General features: G+C 59.0%; 16 protein-coding genes. 5 read left to right on the top strand and 11 right to left on the bottom strand.

From position 1 onward, the window contains the following. Positions 1-4: 4 nt before the first annotated feature. Positions 5-196, top strand: a complete 192-nt coding sequence (locus PSEUDOMOFG3G_RS09945) for a hypothetical protein (protein WP_139049823.1) — start codon at positions 5-7, stop codon at positions 194-196. Here PSEUDOMOFG3G_RS09945 and PSEUDOMOFG3G_RS09940 read toward each other — a convergent pair. Then, positions 193-1,149, bottom strand: coding sequence for a threonine dehydratase (locus PSEUDOMOFG3G_RS09940; RefSeq protein WP_139049822.1), 957 nt, complete (start codon positions 1,147-1,149; stop codon positions 193-195). The two genes, PSEUDOMOFG3G_RS09945 and PSEUDOMOFG3G_RS09940, sit on opposite strands and share 4 nt — an antisense overlap. Before the next feature lie 97 nt (positions 1,150-1,246). Between PSEUDOMOFG3G_RS09940 and PSEUDOMOFG3G_RS09935 the strand changes: the two genes are divergently transcribed. After that, positions 1,247-2,050: a helix-turn-helix transcriptional regulator gene (locus tag PSEUDOMOFG3G_RS09935; RefSeq protein WP_139050061.1), complete on the top strand. Its 804-nt coding sequence runs from the start codon at positions 1,247-1,249 to the stop codon at positions 2,048-2,050. Here PSEUDOMOFG3G_RS09935 and PSEUDOMOFG3G_RS09930 read toward each other — a convergent pair. The 7 genes from PSEUDOMOFG3G_RS09930 to PSEUDOMOFG3G_RS09900 all read right to left on the bottom strand — a co-directional run bounded on the left by PSEUDOMOFG3G_RS09930 (position 2,047) and on the right by PSEUDOMOFG3G_RS09900 (position 10,058). Beyond that, on the bottom strand, positions 2,047-2,931 hold the full coding sequence (locus PSEUDOMOFG3G_RS09930) for a universal stress protein (RefSeq protein WP_047225556.1): 885 nt from the start codon (positions 2,929-2,931) through the stop codon (positions 2,047-2,049). The genes PSEUDOMOFG3G_RS09935 and PSEUDOMOFG3G_RS09930 overlap by 4 nt on opposite strands. 198 nt (positions 2,932-3,129) lie before the next feature. Continuing rightward, entirely contained in the window at positions 3,130-4,032 is a 903-nt protein-coding gene (locus PSEUDOMOFG3G_RS09925; protein ID WP_171061354.1) for a universal stress protein, read from the bottom strand. 98 nt (positions 4,033-4,130) lie between these two features. Beyond that, the gene (locus PSEUDOMOFG3G_RS09920) at positions 4,131-4,589 is read right to left on the bottom strand and encodes a hypothetical protein (RefSeq protein WP_047225554.1); all 459 of its coding nucleotides are present in this window, start codon (positions 4,587-4,589) and stop codon (positions 4,131-4,133) included. Positions 4,590-4,821: 232 nt separating this feature from the next. Further along, positions 4,822-6,075, bottom strand: coding sequence for an OprD family porin (locus tag PSEUDOMOFG3G_RS09915; RefSeq protein ID WP_139049820.1), 1,254 nt, complete (start codon positions 6,073-6,075; stop codon positions 4,822-4,824). 88 nt (positions 6,076-6,163) lie between these two features. Next, the gene (locus PSEUDOMOFG3G_RS09910; protein WP_047225552.1) at positions 6,164-7,468 is read right to left on the bottom strand and encodes a CitMHS family transporter; all 1,305 of its coding nucleotides are present in this window, start codon (positions 7,466-7,468) and stop codon (positions 6,164-6,166) included. A gap of 140 nt (positions 7,469-7,608) precedes the next feature. Then, the gene (locus tag PSEUDOMOFG3G_RS09905) at positions 7,609-8,934 is read right to left on the bottom strand and encodes a dicarboxylate/amino acid:cation symporter (protein ID WP_139049819.1); all 1,326 of its coding nucleotides are present in this window, start codon (positions 8,932-8,934) and stop codon (positions 7,609-7,611) included. Between the two features lie 41 nt (positions 8,935-8,975). Next, positions 8,976-10,058, bottom strand: coding sequence for a 4-oxalomesaconate tautomerase (locus PSEUDOMOFG3G_RS09900; RefSeq protein WP_047225550.1), 1,083 nt, complete (start codon positions 10,056-10,058; stop codon positions 8,976-8,978). A 168-nt stretch (positions 10,059-10,226) separates the two neighbouring features. Here PSEUDOMOFG3G_RS09900 and PSEUDOMOFG3G_RS09895 point away from each other — a divergent pair, with 168 nt between their 5' ends. After that, entirely contained in the window at positions 10,227-11,117 is an 891-nt protein-coding gene (locus tag PSEUDOMOFG3G_RS09895) for a LysR family transcriptional regulator (protein ID WP_047225549.1), read from the top strand. A 45-nt stretch (positions 11,118-11,162) separates the two neighbouring features. On the opposite strand, the gene PSEUDOMOFG3G_RS09890 is transcribed toward PSEUDOMOFG3G_RS09895, so the two are convergent. Next, on the bottom strand, positions 11,163-11,990 hold the full coding sequence (locus PSEUDOMOFG3G_RS09890; RefSeq protein ID WP_076384163.1) for an SDR family oxidoreductase: 828 nt from the start codon (positions 11,988-11,990) through the stop codon (positions 11,163-11,165). A gap of 111 nt (positions 11,991-12,101) precedes the next feature. On the opposite strand from PSEUDOMOFG3G_RS09890, the gene PSEUDOMOFG3G_RS09885 reads away from it, so the two are divergent. After that, a complete protein-coding gene (locus tag PSEUDOMOFG3G_RS09885; RefSeq protein WP_047225547.1) occupies positions 12,102-12,998 on the top strand; it encodes a LysR family transcriptional regulator in 897 nt (298 codons plus the stop codon). A gap of 110 nt (positions 12,999-13,108) precedes the next feature. Here PSEUDOMOFG3G_RS09885 and PSEUDOMOFG3G_RS09880 read toward each other — a convergent pair whose 3' ends face one another. Next, complete coding sequence (locus PSEUDOMOFG3G_RS09880) at positions 13,109-13,801, bottom strand: type 1 glutamine amidotransferase domain-containing protein (protein WP_139049818.1); 693 nt, start codon at positions 13,799-13,801, stop codon at positions 13,109-13,111. A gap of 303 nt (positions 13,802-14,104) precedes the next feature. Between PSEUDOMOFG3G_RS09880 and PSEUDOMOFG3G_RS09875 the strand changes: the two genes are divergently transcribed. After that, positions 14,105-14,731, top strand: coding sequence for a LysE family translocator (locus tag PSEUDOMOFG3G_RS09875; protein WP_076384161.1), 627 nt, complete (start codon positions 14,105-14,107; stop codon positions 14,729-14,731). A gap of 17 nt (positions 14,732-14,748) precedes the next feature. Here PSEUDOMOFG3G_RS09875 and PSEUDOMOFG3G_RS09870 read toward each other — a convergent pair whose 3' ends face one another. Continuing rightward, complete coding sequence (locus tag PSEUDOMOFG3G_RS09870; RefSeq protein WP_139049817.1) at positions 14,749-17,643, bottom strand: EAL domain-containing protein; 2,895 nt, start codon at positions 17,641-17,643, stop codon at positions 14,749-14,751. Between the last annotated feature and the right edge of the window lie 166 nt (positions 17,644-17,809).

The following is a 17,809-nucleotide window of genomic DNA, read 5'->3' as shown; positions in this document are numbered from 1 at the left end:
GATTATGAACAGCGATAACGGCATCGAATCAGAAGCAACCTCGAGTACCCCGCCGACCGATACGTCTGGCAAACCGGTCGATAAGAATCTTCAGGACAGCGCTACGCCCCCCTCAACTCAAACCAAGGAGCAGGAAGCAGAGGAGCTCAGTCGAAAAATCGCGGAGATCGAGCGCAAGGTGGCTGACGGTCACTAACCGATTACGCCCGCATACACCGATCGATCGACATTGCCACCCGACAGAATCACCCCCACTGTCTCCCCCGCCCGAGCTTCACGTTCCTGAATAAGCGCCGCCAAGGCGGCGGCCCCGGCTCCTTCGGCGAGGTTATGGGTGTCGGTGTAATAGACGCGCATGGCCTCGGCAATTTCCTGTTCGCTGACCGCTACGATCCGTGCGGCCCCGGCTGCGTAGAGGGCAAAAGCTGCGGGGATCGGTTTGCGCACGGCCAGGCCATCGGCGAAGGTATTTGCCGAAGCGGTTTCCTGTATTTCGCCCGCCTCAAAAGATAACTTTGCCGCCGCGGCTTCACGGGACACCACGCCCACCACCTGGGTCTTCAGGCCCAGTGCGTCGCGGGCGGCGATCACGCCACAAATGCCCGATCCGCAGCCAATCGGCACGTAGACGGTATCGAGATGCGGCGCGGCAGTGAACAGTTCCAGGGCGTAAGTGGCCACGCCTTTGACCAGTTCTGTGTGAAACGGTGGCACCAGGAACAGGTCATGCGCTTGCGCCAAACGGGCGGCCTCTTCACGGGCCTCATCAAAATCCCGCCCACACTCAATGACTTCGCCGCCAAAGCCGCGCATGGCATTGTTCTTTTCCACCGAGTTGCCCTGCGGCACGACAATCAACGCCTTCAAACCCAGCGCGCTCGCCGCCAGCGCCAGGCTCTGGCCATGATTGCCGCGGGTGGCGGTGACGATGCCCTTCGCACCGGGATGTTCACGTTTGAGCCAATGCATGAAGGTGATGCCGCCGCGTATCTTGAAAGCGCCGGTGGGGGTGTGGTTCTCGTGCTTGACCCACACCGTGCAGTCCAGCCGCTGAGCCAGCAAGGGCCAGGCATACTGGGCGGTGGCGGGCATCACCTGGTACACATGGCGAGCAGCCTGTTCAATATCGTCACGAGTCAGCCGGTGCATGAAGTTATCTCCCTGAGTGGTTAGCCAGTCTAGGCATCGCCGCCGTGGGTCGGCTTTCAAAAAACCGACCTGACTTTTGCGCCGCTTCTTCACTACTATGGCGCTCATGAACCATCAAAACCGCCTACAGCCATCGCCCTTGTCTGAACCGGTCCGCCGTGTCGAGACCGGGTCCTGGGCGATCGAATTGTTGCCCAGCGCCGCTTACTCGACCCGCTATGTGGCGGCCCAGGCCTCCATCGGGTTTGCCTTCGACAGCCAGCGCGGCCTGCACGCCTTGGGCAGCGACCGGGTGCATCCTTTCGAGGCCATGCCCAACGGCATGGCATTCGTTCCCGCCGGCTGCGACGTGTTCTCCGAGTCGCTCATGGGCGGTGAATACCTGCGCGTAACGCGGACCGACGGCATCCCCCTGAGCGGGGATCGCCCATTCAACAATCACATCGATCAACAGGCCATTGACCTCGCGCTGCGAATGCGCGGCGCGCTGTTACGTGCCTGCGTGGAAGACGACTGGGAAACCTGGGCATTGGCGCTGGCGCAACGGGCAACCGGTGATAGCGCGTTATCGACACTGGACCAAGGCGCTATCACTCCCCGGCGCATGCGCCTGCTTGATGAGTTTATCGAGGCAAATCTAGAAGGGTCGCTGGGCGTGTCGGCGATGGCAGGTCTGCTGGGGTTGTCCGAAGGATATTTCATGCGGGCCTTCAAGCTCGCCACGGGCAAAAGCCCGCACAGCTACCTGATCGACCGGCGTCTGGCCAAGGCCCGGGCACTGATGCGTGATTCCACCGCCAGGCTGTCGGAAATCGCCCTCGCCTGCGGGTTCAATTCCCAGGCGCACATGGCAACCACGTTCAAGCAACGGCTCGGGGTGAGCCCGATGCAGTTGCGCTAGACCGCCAAAACACTGCAAGGCACCTGATACAAGATATGCTCGGTGGTGCTGCCAAGCAGTTTCTCTCCGCCTGGATCCTGGACTCTGCCCATCACGATGACGTCCATGTGATGTGTGTTGGCAAACTCACTCAGCGCCGCAACCGGGTGTCCCAGAACGAAATGCCTGCGGCCAGGCGGAACGTTGTATCGACTGGCCAGTTTCAGAAACGATTGTTCCAACGCTTTGCGCTGCCATCGGGTCAGCTCCGACAGCGTTAAGCCTGTGTCTGACGCCTGGTAGTCTTGGGATATGTCGTAGGCATACAGCAAGTGCAGTTCAGCATCACACTGTTCGGCGAGACTGCAGGCCTGGCGAATAACGCGATCATTGAGTTCATTTTGTCCAGGCTCGGCCAGCGACGCCTCTACCGCCGCCACGACCTTGCACGGCAAGGCAGGTCGAACCCCGCCCACCAGATACACCGGTACCGGTGAGTAACGCAGCAGGTGCCAGTCCAACGGGGTGAAAAAAGCACGCTTGAGCACCGACTCATGTTGGATTTCCTTGATCAACAGGTCAGGCTGCAATTCGCTGAAGTGGTCCAGGATGTCCTTTTCCATGTCATCAGCCCACGCCAGCTCGGTGGTCACATCGACCCCTCTGGCATGTAGCTTTTTCGCCTGTTCCCCCAACCAGTCGCGGTGGTCCTGCAGGTAACGCTCGCGTGTCTTTTCACGGTCACCCTCTTCAAGCAGCGACAACAGGTTCAAGGCAGGAATCAACGCCGCTATATGCAAGCGTGCAGCGCTGGCCTTGGCAAGCGCTGCGGCATGGTCGATCACCGGAGAATGGCGCAGGGCCAGGTGGGTGATGAGTAACAGCTGTTGATACCGGCCCATGATCTGCCTCCAGACAGGTGAAACTCAACCTCTGCCACTGCCAGCTACACATTCAGCCGTGACATCTGCGCCGGATCGGGCACCAGCGTCATTTCAGACTGCGCCGTCGGAAGATGCCTGACGTTGATAAATATCAACCGGAGCAAGGCTGCCGTTCTTCACGCCGCCGGCAGGCCACAGCGGCATAGAGGCAGCGGTCTAACCGTATCGTTTGGCCTGCTGCGGCGCTGCGTCGGCTGGCAACTTGATCATCAGGACGCTGCACATGGGGTCTTCGAGTATCCCTTCAGCGGTCAAGCCGATATCAGAGGCCTGCATATGATGATCGGCCGCACCGATGACCAACAGGTTGTAAGCACTGCGCTGCAGATAAGCATGAATTGCATTCGCCGGAGCGCCGGGAATGAAGTGCCGATGCTGGCTGGCAATACCATGCTGGCTGGCCAAGGCATCGAACGCCTGTACCTGGGCCTCATAGAGGGACAGGTCACCGTGGCTGGCAGCGGCACAGTCGTAAACGCTGATCACGTGCAATGAGGCACCGCAGGCGTTTGCCAGGTGCCTGGCCGCCTCGATGAGCGAATGATTGTCGCGGTTTCCTTTCGCCTGTGACTCCATGTCAACCGCTACCAGAAACTTGCTGGGTGTCTGAATCGGGCCCGGCACCACATAAAGCACGGCAATCGGGCTGACGCTCAAGAGTTCCCAGTCCAGTGCTGACAAACCGCGCTGCGCCAGGCCTGGGCGTTCCTGGATGTCCTTGATGATCAAGTCCGCTTCAACACGCTGCGCATAGGCAACGCATTCGACTGCCGAGGAACTGGCGCATACCAGCTCTGGATGGACATCCACGCCTTTTTCCTGCAGGTGCGCACTTTCACTTTCCAGCCATTTGCGACGCGACGACATTAAGTTATCGCGCACGATGTCGGGCCTCTCGGTGACTGCATGGCCGGGCGGCTCTACACCGTGGGGCTCAGTGAACATCGCCACGTGCAGTGGCACGCCCAGGGCGCGTGCCAGATCGCCGGCATACTCCAATCCGGGAGAGTGAGCTGCCTGAGGGGGGGCAAGAAACAGTAAACGCAATGGATGAGTCATTTCACACCTCGGCATCCGATGATAAAAATGGCGTCCCTGCGCATTCCTGCTTGGGTGGACAGGTGCCGCATAGAGCGGCTTTTTAGTCCTGTTGAACTTCATTCATGGGGCAAGCCCGTGGCCAGTTCGACATTCGGCACCCACAGGGCATCAATGCAGGCCGAAGCGTCCTTCTGCGTCACAGGTTCAAGGGCCAGCGGTTCAAGCAGGCCCCTGTCGACCAATGCCAGACGCATGATTCCGTTTTTGTCGAGAAGCGAACTTGCCAGACATTCACACAAGGAACGCGGCAGCGCCTCTGGCAGCGGGCCTATATCGGCATTCTCCAGCTCAAGCTCATAACGCTCGGTACAGGTGTCTGCCAGATCCTGCATCGCATGGGTGGCGAAATACGACACCGTGAAATATCCCGAGGTCAGCACCGCCAGAATCGACAGCAAAATGGCTGCCTGACGTTTTCTCGAGCGTGTGCCCCGAAGATGCAAAAACCCGGGCAATGCGGATTTGCTCCGGTCCTGAACCACCTGCGCCCCGCTGATGGGTCTGTTGTTTGTCATGACCGTATCTCTGCCCCATGCTTATCAAAAGAATGGCGCCGATCAACGAATGCCGTTTGATCTGGATCAACCTCGTACTGCTGTTTGCCATTTTTCTGGCTACAGCAACACGCGGTGAGCGTTCAGGAGTAGACCGTTGCAGGCTTGGTGGCCCTTGCTGGGCCACCCTGCCCGGCCCTGGAAAATCGACGATGACCGCCCACCCCTCCGCCATCAGGCGGGCGACGAACGATCACCAAAGGGCGATATCGTAGGTAAGGTAGATCCGGTTACTGTCCCGTCCCCTCGAGAATTCAGAGCGGTAGACGTAATTGCGCAGCTTCACGCCCAACCCTTTGAAGGAGCCTTGCTGCACCACATAAGCCAGTTCAGCATCGCGCTCCCACTCTTTGATGGTGGTGTTGGACTCTCCATCGTCGCCGCTAAGGTAACGCGTGGAGAACGTCAGGCCGGGGACGCCCAGGGCGGCGAAGTTGTAGCCGTAGTTGAGCATCCATGTCTTCTCGTCTTCCTCTACGAACTTGCCTATGCCGGCGTTGCTGAAAGAATAAACGGACGCGCCACTGATGTAGGGCAGCCCGGCGTCGCCCTTCAGTGTTTGATAGCCGCCGCCTACGGTATGGCCTGCGACAGCGTAAGTCAGCTGGCCGCTGAGCATATGGTTGTCGATTTTACCGCCATAGGCAGAACCGCTATCAACGCTGCGGAAGTAGCGCAGATCACTGGTCAGCACGCCTGGGCCGAGCGGCAGATCATGTTGGACACCCGCAAAGTTCTGCCGATAGAAGTTCTCCAGTTCGCCATGAAAGTAGCTGAGGCGAATCGTCTTGCCCAACTTGTAATCGGCACCGACGTAACTGAAATCTCCTGATTTATCGCCACGATAGCCGTCCGGCACGATGGGCATACTGTCGCTCGAATCTCGCAACTTGAAACGATCAAGATAGCCGCCCGTCAGGCTAAGGTTGTCAATGTCGGCGCTAGTGAACTGGCCGCCCTGGTAGGTCTGAGGCAACAGTCGGGAATCGTTGTAAATGAGCACCGGCGTTTTAGGAAGCAACGTACCGTATTTGACGGTGGTCTTGGCAAATCGAGCCTTGGCAGTCATCCCGAAGCTCGCAAATTCATCGGCGGCACGGCCGTCATCATGCACAGGCAGCAGGCCGGTGCCGCTACGACCGCGGCCCGAGTCGAGCTTGATCCCCAGCAGGCCCAACGCATCAATACCCAGGCCGAGGCTGCCAGTCGTGAATCCCGACTGATAATCAAGCAAAAAGCCTTGGCCCCATTCGGTGCGCTCGCTCTTGGCGGTCGTTGCCGCTCGCGCACTCATGCCATGTTCATCGCGGAAATTTTCATTGATGTAAACATTGCGCAATTGCAGCTTGAGTTTGCTGTCGTCGATAAAGCCTTGCGCATTGGCATTGGCCAGCGGCAACAAAGCCAGGAGAGTCAATAAAGCTCCACGGTTATAAACAGAGGTCATATCAAACTACTCATTGTTGTTATTTGGAATGCAGCTGACCGTCCGCCCCACTGGCATGGGGCGTCAGATGTCAAAGAGGTTTGGAGGATCAGGAGAACAGGCTGATTGCCCCAGTCAGCAAGGCCAACGCAGTTACCACCAGGGAAGTGAGCACCGCCCATTTGACGGTGGCTTTCTGGAAGTCGCCCAGGTCACGGTCGACCATGCCGACCAGCAGCAGGGTCGAGGCCACCAACGGACTCATCAGGTGCACCGGCTGGCCGAGAATGGAGGCCCGTGCAATCTCGACCGGATCAATGCCATAGGCCGCTGCGGCGTTGGCCAGGATCGGCACGACACCGAAGTAGTAGGCATCGTTGGACAGTACGAAGGTCAGCGGCATGCTGGTAATGGCAACCACCAGCGGGAACAAATGGCCCCAGGATGGCGGGATCCAGTCGACCAGGGTTTGCGCCAGCGCATCGACCATTTTCGTCCCAGAGAAGATCCCGGCAAAGATACCCGCGGCAAACACCAGCAGAACCACGGTCATGGCGTTGCCCGAATGAGCGAGAATTCGTTCTTTCTGAATATCCAGTTGCGGATAGTTGATCATCAACGCCAGGACAAAACCGATCAGGAACAGGATCGCCGAGTGCATGAGGCCCATGACCAGCGCAACCATCACCGCCGTCACCAGCAGCAGGTTGACGTAGGCCAGTTTCGGGCGCTTGTGCGGCGTGTCTTCAATAATCGCCTTGATGTAGCAATTACCCCCACCGCTTTGCAGATGGGTGTTGCCGATGCGCTTGCGTTCGGCACGCCCCAGCAGGAACGCCGTGAACACCACCCACATCGCACCGCCGATCATGGTCGGCAGCAAAGGCACAAAATACTCACCGGCATCCAGGCCCAGCGCTGCGATCGCACGGGTCGCCGGGCCGCCCCAGGGCGTCATGCCGCTCATGATGCTCAACGAGAGCATGGAAATGGTCGCCAGGATCATCGGGTTCATGCCGATGCGCTTGTACAGCGGCAACATCGCTGCACAGGTGATCATGTACGTGGTCGTGCCGTCACCGTCCAGCGCCACCAACAGCGACAGCAGCGCCGTGCCCACGGCGATTTTCATCGGATCACCGTTAACTCGCTTGAGGATCTTGCGGATCAGCGGGTCGAACAGACCGGCATCGATCATCAGGCCGAAAAACAGAATTGCGAACAACAGCAGCGCCGCCGACGGCGCGACCATCTTCAAGCCGTCCAGCATCATCTTGCCGGTGGTACCGCCAAACCCGCCGATCACCGCGAAGACTATTGGCACCACCGTCAGGGCGACGATCGGTGACAAACGTTTGGTCATTATCAGGAAGGTGAAGACCACCACCATGGCCAAGCCAAGTAAAGCGAGCATAAGTCAGATCTCTTGTTGTTATGAGTAGCTTGGCCGACATTCAGGCGCACGCCATCCCACTCGCCAGGCGACACGCGAATGATTGCCTGGCGCAGGTATTCAGGAAGATAACGCGGTGATGTCGGGTCAGCCGTGACCGGTTAGATGTGATTCGCGACCTTTGTGTCGTCCCAGGCGTGCTCCGTTGCCTGGATGTGCCTCGGGGAGGGTTTGCCATCCAGGGTCTGCAACAGCACATCGCGGTCGCAGGCATTCTCCGAGATGGAGATCACCACGGTCGCCACTGCGTTGCTCGCCAGGCTGGTCAGCGCCCGCGCCTCGGACATGAACCGGTCGATCCCGATCAACAGGGCCAAACCGGCCAGAGGAATATCGTGGATGACGGTCAGGGTCGAGGCCAACGCGACAAAGCCGCTGCCGGTAACACCTGCGGCGCCCTTGGAAGACAGCAACATGATCGCCAGCATGGTGATGACCTGGGTCAGCGTCAGGTCGATGTTGCAGGCCTGTGCAATGAAGATGGCCGCCAGCGACAGGTAGATCGCCGTGCCATCGAGGTTGAACGAGTAACCGGTTGGCAGCACCAGCCCCACGACTCCCTTCTTGCAACCCAGGGCCTGGAGCTTTTCCAACATCCGCGGCATCACCGGTTCAGTCGAAGAAGTGCCCAGCATCACCAGGAATTCCTCGCGCAGATAACGCAACAGCTTCCACAAACTGAAGCCGTGTGCACGGCAAATGCTGCCCAACACAACGAAGACGAAGAAGGCGCAAGCGACGTACAGGGTCATGATCAGCTTGGCCAGCGAGCCCAGCGACGTGATGCCGTACTGCCCGACCGTGAAGGCCAAGGCTCCGAAAGCGCCGATCGGAGCAAAACGCATCAGGTAGGAAAATATCTTGAACACCATGTGCGAAGCTGATTCCAGCACATCCAGCACTGGCTTGCCGCGCTCGCCCAAGGACGACAGGGCAAAGCCGCAGAGCACTGCGATAAACAGCACCGGCAGCACCTCGCCTTTATTGAAAGCGCCAATAAAGGTGTCGGGAATGATGTGCATGAAGAAGTCCACCACACTCAGCTTCGCAGCGGAGTCGGTGTATTGCGACAGGCCCTGGGTGCTCAACTGGGTCGGGTCTATGTTCATGCCTGCACCGGGCTTGAACAGGTAGACCGACACAAGGCCAATGATCAGGCTGATCACCGTCAGCGCCAGGAACAGCAGCATGGTCTTACTCAACAAGCGCCCCAGCGAGCGCTTGTCACTCATGCCGGCGATGCCGGTGACAATCGTGCAGAACACCACCGGTGCGATCATCATCTTGATCAACTTGATGAAAGCATCACCCAGCGGCTTCAAGGCAATCGCCTGTTGCGACCAGAAGTGCCCGACCAGCACGCCCAGCAGCACGGCGCAGATGATCTGGAAGTAGAGCGATTTAACAACTTTCATGGCATCACCCATTTTTAGAATTGTTCTGATGCAAACGACAATGACTGCCTGGACTATCCGGCCAGCCGGTGTGAAGCGGTGGCGTAGACGAAACCTGAGAAAAGCCGGCGGGCGGTACGCACCACCGAGGCACGAATGGTCTCACCCTTTTCGCCGGTATAGGACAGCACGACATCGATACCGCCGCTTGGGTGCTCAATACGAACCTGCTGCAGACGCGGCTCGCTGATGCCGCCGAGCAACTGCGCCACTACGCTGCCTTCAGTCACGCAAGCGGTAGCCAGACCGATGGAGCCGGTGATCGCCAAGGCGCGATGACAGTTGTGCGGCATGAAATAGCGCACCTGGACCGTCCCGCCCGACTTGGCAGGAGACACCAGCACCGGCTTGGGGATGACCTTGTCACTGACATCACCCAGGCCCATGGCCAGGCCGGCTTTGAGTCGCAGGGACTCCAGGCGTTGCAGGAACGCCTTATCGGCGTCCAGTTCAGCGGGGCTTTCATCGCCGCGCTTGCCAAGCTGACTGGCCTCGACGATCAGCATCGGCATCGCCATGTCGATACAGGTCACCGGGATACCATCGATCAGGTCCAGCGATTGCCCCGTCGGGAAGAGCTTGCCGGTCTTGCTGCCAGCCGCATCCAGAAAGGTCAGTTGCACCGGAGCCGCCGTGCCAGGCACGCCGTCGATGGCGGTGTCCCCTTCATAGCTGACCTTGCCCTCAGGGGTTTGCACCTCTGAATTTACGAAGGTCCCGGTATTGAGGTTGCGGATCCGCACGCGGGTCAGATCGCCGGAAGGCTTGACCAGCCCCTGCTCGATGGCGAACGGGCCGACGGCGCACAGCATATTGCCGCAGTTGGGCGCGGTATCGACCCGGCGCTGGGAAACCATGACCTGGACGAACAGATAGTCGACATCCGCGTCCGGGTGCAACGATGGGCTGACGATTGCCACTTTGCTGGTTTGCGGGCTGCCGCCACCGATGCCGTCGATTTCCAGCTCATGGCCGGACCCCATCAGGTTGAGCAGCAGCTCATCACGTTCGGCGATGGCACTGGGCAGGTCCCAGGCAAGAAATACGGGCCCTTTGGAAGTACCACCGCGCATCAGCACACAAGGAATTCGCTGCATGAACACTAACTCTTGTTGATCAATCTGGATAATTGATGTTCTGGACACAAGAGTGGCAGGGTTCTAAAAGTGTTTCCAATGCAAAGATCAGAGCAATTATTGCGTTTCACGAATGAATTAATTTACGATGATTTCCCAGCGCATCGCTCTTGCCCGGTGAGAAAGAACATGGAATACGAGCTTCAGGACATACGATCTTTCGTGAAAATCGCTGAACTAGGCAGTTTTCATGAAGCCGCCGATGCGTTGCATCTCTCTCAACCGGCCCTGAGCCGGCGCATGAAAAAACTCGAGGAAGGCCTGGGGACCGCCTTGCTGGATCGCACCACCCGCAAGGTCAGCCTGACGAGCGTCGGGCGCGATTTCCTGCCCAAGGCGCGGCGCTTGCTGGATGATTTCGACGACTCGATTCTCAATATTCGCGAACTGGCGGAGCGCCAGATCGGTCGGGTGACCTTGGCCTGCATCCCCACCGCGGCCTTCTATTTCCTGCCTTCGGTGATCCGCCTCTATAACGAGCGCTACCCCAAAATCCGCATCCGCCTGCTCGACCTCAGCGCAAACGAAGGGCTCGAGGCGGTACTGCGTGGCGAAGCCGATTTCGGTATCAATATGATGAGTGGCCAGCACCCGGATATCGAGTTCGTGCCATTGGTCAACGAACCTTTCGTTTTAGCTTGTCGACGCGACCATGAACTGGCCAGACGCAGCTCGGTAAGCTGGTCTGAGCTCAGCGATTACCGACTGATCGGTGTCGGTCGTCTCAGCGGCAACCGAATGCTGCTTGACCATGCTTTATCGGGTTTGAGCTGGCGTCCGCAGTGGTTCTACGAAGTGCAGCACTTGTCTACATCGTTGGGGTTGGTCGAGGCCGGCCTCGGGGTGTCGGCCATGCCCAGCCTCGCAATGCCAGCCGAGGATCACCCGACATTGGTCAGCGTGCCGTTGATTGATCCGGTGGTAAACCGATCGCTGGGCCTGGTCTATCGAAGGGGCGCATCACTCTCCCCGGCCGCGGAAAAATTTGTCTCGATATTGCTTGAACAATGGGAACACTGATTTTTCGGGGTCCATGATCAGGACTGGATGAGAAACGGGCCGATCTCAGTCAACCTCCGTGCTCATTGCAAGCGCTTGATATTGCTCCAGCTCAGCCAGCCGTTGGACCAGGGCATTGCGAACACGCTCGTAAGCCCCGCTGCCTAGCAGTAGACGCCTGGGTGCGGGATCGACGTCGACAATCTCGAGCATGATCCTGGCCATTTTCTGCGGGTCTCCGGTAAGCGGGAAAGTACCCTCGGCGATTGCTTTACGCACTTCACCGGCAGGCGTTTGCTCGTACTCAGCCATCGCGGGCGGACGAACCAGCGCGGCGCCGAAATTAGTTCGTGTCGGGCCCGGCTCTACCAGGGTGAACTCGATCCCAAAAGGCGCAACCTCCAGAGCGACCGACTCAACGAATCCCTCAATGGCCCATTTGCTTGCGTGGTAAAGGCTGAAGTTCGGGTAAGCGAGCTGCCCGCCCTCCGAGGACACTTGAAGAATTCGACCGCCCCCCTGTTTGCGCAGAAACGGTAGGCAGGCACGGATGAGTTGAATAGAACCGAGCAGATTCGTTTGCAACTGCTGGTCGATCTGTTCATCGCTGGCTTCCTCCGCCGCACCAAACAACGCGTAGCCCGCACTGCTCACCACAACATCAATACGTCCTAGCTCGGTGAACGCCTGATGAACCACAGCGCGGATGGCCAATGCGTCGTTTACATCGAGCAACGCTGTCCACAGTTGCTCGCCGTAGCGTGTCTTCAAGTGACTCAAGGCCTGAGGCTTACGCAAAGTAGCCGCCACACGGTCCCCCCGTTCCAGCAATTGTTCGACCACCGCCAGACCAATGCCGGACGAACTTCCAGTCACTAACCAAGTTTTGCTCATGTGCTTGATCTCCGAATGAAGGGTGAGTTGCCATCGATGTGAGACCAAACTACGTCAGCCGGACTGCTGCTACTATGGGGCAGAATTCGGATGAGCTAATGAAATATAGCCATGAATCAATTGCCCCTTTCGCTTGCCGATTTACGCGCGCTGACCCGCATCGTTGCTCATCGCAGCTTTCGTAAAGCGGCCGATGAGTTGGGCCTGTCAGCCTCTACCCTGAGTCATATGATGAAAACGCTGGAGGCCGGTCTTGGGGTGCGTTTGCTGCACCGCACCACGCGCAGCGTTTCACCGACGGCAGCGGGAGAGCGTCTGCTAAGACGACTGGCGCCTGTGTTGCGCGAATTCGAGCTGGCGATTGAGGAAGTCAATGAATACCGGGATCTTCCCAGCGGCACTTTACGGATCAATGCCAGCGAACAGGCCGCGCGCGTTTTGATGAAAGCTGCCCTTCCGATATTCCTGGAACGCTTCCCCCAGATGTCGGTTGACCTCGTGACCGAGGGCCGTCTGATCGATATCGTAGCCGAGGGCTTCGACGCCGGTATCCGTTTAGGTGAAGCGATCCCCCAAGACATGATCGCCGTGCCGATAGGAACGGATACGCGATTTATTACCGTGGCGTCCCCCCAATACCTGAAGACTCATCCTGTCCCCCTTACGCCGGATGATCTGCCAGGACATCAATGCATCTGCATCCGGATGCCCAGTGGTAAACCTTATAGATGGGAATTCTCCAGGAACGGACAATCCTTGGTCATCGAGCCCAAAGGACAGCTAACCCTCGATAATGCCGAAATCATGGTCGATGCAGCCATATCCGGGCTCGGCATCGCTTACGTGCCAGAGCAGACGGTATCGCAACCTTTGGCAGACGCCCGTCTGGTCGAGGTCCTCGCGGATTGGTGCCCCAGGATTCCTGGGCTGTTTCTGTATTATCCGGGGCACCGCTATATCCCATCAGGCTTGCAGGCCTTCATCGAGGTCTTGCGCGAGTCTCATTGATTGTCCGCGACTGTGCATTCGAACATAACGGCATGCGCCCTTGCGAGGTGAACGCGCGACGGCCTCAAGGCCGACGCGTCGGTTGCGATCCGGCCCTTGTTTGAGCTGACTCAAGCCTTCTGCTCTTGCTGCAAGCGCTTGAGCAGCGCGTTGGCGGCGGCTTCGGAAGAAGCCGGGTTCTGGCCGGTGATCAGATGGCCATCCTCGACCACGTAACTCGCCCAGTCTGCCGCCTTTGAATACTCGCCACCTCTGGCTTTGAGCATGTCCTCCACCAGAAATGGCACCACCTGGGTCAATCCCACGGCCTCTTCTTCAGAGTTGGTGAACCCGGTCACTTTCTTGCCCTTGACCACTAGATGGCCATCCGGCGCGTTGACGTTCTTGAGCACCCCAGGCGCGTGACAGACGGCCGCGATGGGTTTATTCGCGGCGTAAAAGGCTTCGAGGAGGGTCTTGGAATCAGTGTCCTCGGCCAGATCCCACAGCGGCCCATGACCTCCGGGATAGAACACGGCATCGAAGTCGTAGGGATCAATTTCGCCCAGCGGCACCGTGTCGGCCAACGCTGCCTGGGCCCGGGTATCGGCGCTGAAGCGGCGAGTGGCGTCCGTCTGGGCCTGTTCCTCGTCGCTCTTGGGGTCCAGCGGCGGTTGCCCTCCCTTTGGTGAGGCGAGCGTAACCGTCACTTTGGCGTCGACAAACACGTAATAGGGCGCGGCGAATTCTTCCAGCCAAAACCCCGTTTTCTTGCCGGTGTCACCCAACTGATCGTGGGACGTCAGGACCATTAGAATGTTCATGTAAACCTATCCTCCAAATCGGAATGAGCGGCGTATGTTCGCCCTGCATTACGTCAGAGGCCGCGTGGTAGCAGACGTTCAAGTGGGTGAAGCGAATCCTCATGAAACGGTCGTTGATCCCAGCGTTACTCCCCCCATCAGCCCCGCTGCCGAGGAGTTCGGGGCCCGTTATTGAGTTGCCGAACCGGTTCACCGCTGCTAGAAATGAAAGACCTTGGCCTTGTCTCTGCCAGCGCCACAATCCAGGACAGCCTCGCGGGCATCATCCGTTGACCCCATTCATACCTCACAGGGAGCTTCACCGTGTTTCCGATGGATATCTGGTTCACCTACACCGCAGCCTGCGTGCTGCTGGTCTTGTCACCCGGTCCTGACAATCTGCTGGCCATAGGACGGGGGCTGAGCCAGGGTCGCCTGGCCGCCATCGTGTCCGGCCTGTCGTCTGGGCTGGGCATTTTGTTTCACGTCACCACCGCCTCGTTGGGGCTGACGCTGTTGATCCAGACCTCGACGGTTGCCTTCTGGGTCGTCAAATTGGTAGGGGCGGCCTATCTGGTCTGGCTCGGGATCAAGGTGCTGCGCTCCAGAAGCCTGATAACCTTCGCGCCCGCCGCACGACAGCCACTGCGAAGCATTTTGCTTACAGGCTTTCTTTCGGCGGCGCTAAACCCCAAACCCGGGTTGTTCGTCCTGGCGTTCATCCCTCAATTCATCAACCCCGCGCTCGGCTCGGTCACCGTACAGATGCTGGTCTACGGGTTCTGGTTCGCCCTGCTGACGGCCGTGGGGTTCTCGTTGATGGGGGTCTTCGCCACGCGCCTGTCGCAATACATCTGTCAACGCCCTCGCCTTGCCAACGGACTGAACCTCGGGGCGGGATTGACCTTCATCGTCTCAGGCCTGTCCATCGCCGCCCTCAGGCAGAAATAACCGCCCGTTCCACGCACCTAGCCACCAACCAGCGAAGTCGCCAGCAATGCCTCCAGCCCCATCGGCTTGGCGAAATAATAACCTTGGGCCTGCCCTGCCCCCATCTCCCGCAGCAAGAGCAACGTTGCTTCATCTTCGACACCTTCGGCCACCACGCTAAGGTCCAGTGATTCGGCCATACGCACGATCGCCCGGACGATCGCGCGACTGCGGGGGCTGGTGGTCAGTTCGAAAATGAACGACTTGTCGATCTTCAAACCGCTGAAACGGTATTGATGCACATAGCTCAGGGAGGAAAATCCTGCGCCAAAATCATCGAGCACCACCGACATGCCGTTGTCGGCCAATTGCTGCATGGTCAGTCGGGCAATGGCGGGCTCGGCCACCAGCGCACCTTCGGTCAACTCCAGGCAGATCCGCGACGGCGCGACGTTGTAACGGGCCAACAGTGCCAGCACATCATCGGCAAAATCCGGGCGCGTCATGCTGTAGCTGGAGCAATTGACATGCACCGGTGGCCAATTGGCGTGTTGCGGTAGTGCGAGGATCGCCACGATGCTGGTGAGCATGTACAGATCCAGTCGACCGATCAGACGCAACCCCTCGACATCGGGCAGAAACTCGCCCGGCGCGATGATCCGGCCACCCGGTTGATGCCAGCGGATCAGCGCTTCAAGGGCCACCAGCTCGCCGCTTTCGACGCTGACAATCGGCTGGAAATACGGCAGCAGTTCGTCGGTACGCTTGAGCGCATTGCGCAGGTGCCCTTCACGCTCAACCTGGTCCGAGACTTCACGACGCACTTCCTGGTTGAACACCGCGTAACTGTCGCGCCCGGCATTCTTGACCCGGTACATCGCCGCATCGGCATCGCGCAGCAAGTCCGCGGGTTCGTGGTGAAACTGACTGTCGGCGCTGACAATACCGATACTGCACGACGAAAACACTTCGTGGCCATTGATGAAAAACGGCAGGTCGAACACCGACAGAATCCGCTCGGCGATTTCGATCACCACCTCCAGTGTCGCCTCGGGCGCCAGCACTGAAAACTCATCGCCCCCCAGGCGGGCCAGCATGTCGGTGTCACGCAGGCAACTGCGCAAGCGGTGGGCGGCCTGCATCAACAGCAAATCGCCAAAATGGTGGCCGAAGCTGTCGTTGACCATCTTGAAGCGGTCGAGGTCGATGAACATCACCGACAGTTGCCCGCCTTCGCTCTCGAACCGCGCCCAGGCCACATTGAGGCGCTGCTGCAGGTAGGAGCGATTCGGCAGCCCGGTCAGCGCATCATGGGCGTTTTCGTGTTGCAGCTTGGCGTTGGCGTGATCCAGTTCGCGGGTGCGGTCCTGCACCCTGGCTTCGAGCTTGAGGTTGGCGGCATGGATCGCTTCTGCGGCCGTGCGGCGCGACAATGCCGTATCAATGTGCCGTGACACGAACGTCAGCAGTTCCTGGTCGCGCAAGGTGTAGCGCACCTGGGAGGTATAGCTTTGCACCGCCAGCACACCCCGTACCACATCGCCATCGAACAACGGAATGCCCAGCCAGGAATGGAAGCGGACCGACTCGTAGGCCACTTCGAGTTCACCCTGTGCAGACAACCGATCCGCGTCGAAAGGATCAATCAGGCAAGGACGACGCTGGCGGATAACGTACTCGGTCAGGCCCCGGCACCCACGGCGTGCCTCAGGCAGGGTGGTTTTGCGCTCATCGACATAATACGGAAAGGTCACTTCACCGATCGCGTCGTCGAACAGCGCGATGTAGAAGTTCTCCGCGAACAGCAGATCCCCGACAATGCCATGCAAGGTTTGGAACAGCTCCGCCATGTCGCCAGGCTGGCTCGACAGTTCTGCAATCTGAAATAGCGCACTCTGCAGGTGTTCGGCGCGCTCTCGATCTGCCACTTCCTGCCTCAGCGCGTCATTGACTGCCGACAGTTCCAGCGTGCGACGCATCACCGTCTCTTCCATGCCCTCACGGTGCAGAATCCGGTCCAGCGCCATGGCCACGTGCCGGGCCACCACCAGAAACAGCGCGCGGTCTTCGGCGCTGTAGGTGCGTGCAACGTCGTAGACCTGCATGGCAAGCATGCCAAACACTTCATCGGCGGCATTTTTCAGCGGAGCGCCCATCCAGAATTCGGGACGATCACCCACGCAATAGAAACGACCCTCGGCCTGAGCGGCGCAAATGCCCGCGGCATCGATCAGCAACGGCTGGCCCGAGGTCAGCACCTGGCCGGTCAACGACAGACGTGAAGGGTCAAGGTATTCGTAGTGTTGGGACTCCACGGCATCGACGTCGATGATGTCGACGTAGTACGGGTAGTCGATTTTTCCGCTGTGGGGGTCATACAGCGCGAGATAAAAGTTCTCGGCATCGATCAGGCTGGCGAGCAGCCGGTGAACCCCCACCAGGAACACGGAGCGGTCGCGGGTGGAGCTGGCCAGGTAGGTAATTTCATACAGCACACGCTGAGTAATCTGGGCCCGGGCCAGGGTATTGGTCTGTACCTGGATGCCCAGGCATCGGGCAAACTCGGCGAGGGCCGGCTCCTCGGTATCGGTGACTGGCGCCAGTAGCCAACCCAGCACACTTTCGCCCCGACCGGTCGGCCAGCGGCACAACCGTCTGGTCCGGCAGAAGGTCTCGAACTCTGCGTTCGCAACGCTGGCCGGCCACTGTTGCCCTGGGTCGCCCTGCCCCAGCAGATGCAGTTGTTCACCGGCGCGATAAACCACCCACTGGGTAGTGTGGGTCCAGGTGCGCGCTGATTCCAGCAATTGTTCGATCGCGTCTTCGTTGCCAACGTATGCCATGCCGGCCGCATCCGGGTTTTCTTGCAGGTGAATTGCCACACCGTAATGGTTCGATGGCTGCGGGGGATCGCTCAATGGGCGAAAACTCATCAGCGCTCCCTGCGCCACAGTGGCGAGATTGAATGACTGATTGCCGGGCAATATGCCAGTGAGCCTTCGGTGTATAGCGTCCAGAGGGTTTTTTCAATCGTTTTTATTCACTTGAGTGCTATCACGACGCAATGAGTGTTTCATCGGTCATGGAGTGTTGCCTGCG

Source organism: Pseudomonas sp. FG-3G (assembly GCF_901007645.1).
In the GTDB taxonomy this organism is placed as follows: domain Bacteria; phylum Pseudomonadota; class Gammaproteobacteria; order Pseudomonadales; family Pseudomonadaceae; genus Aquipseudomonas; species Aquipseudomonas rhizophila.
Note: the sequence above shows the minus strand (reverse complement) of the source record. Positions and strands in the feature narration are given on the sequence as shown.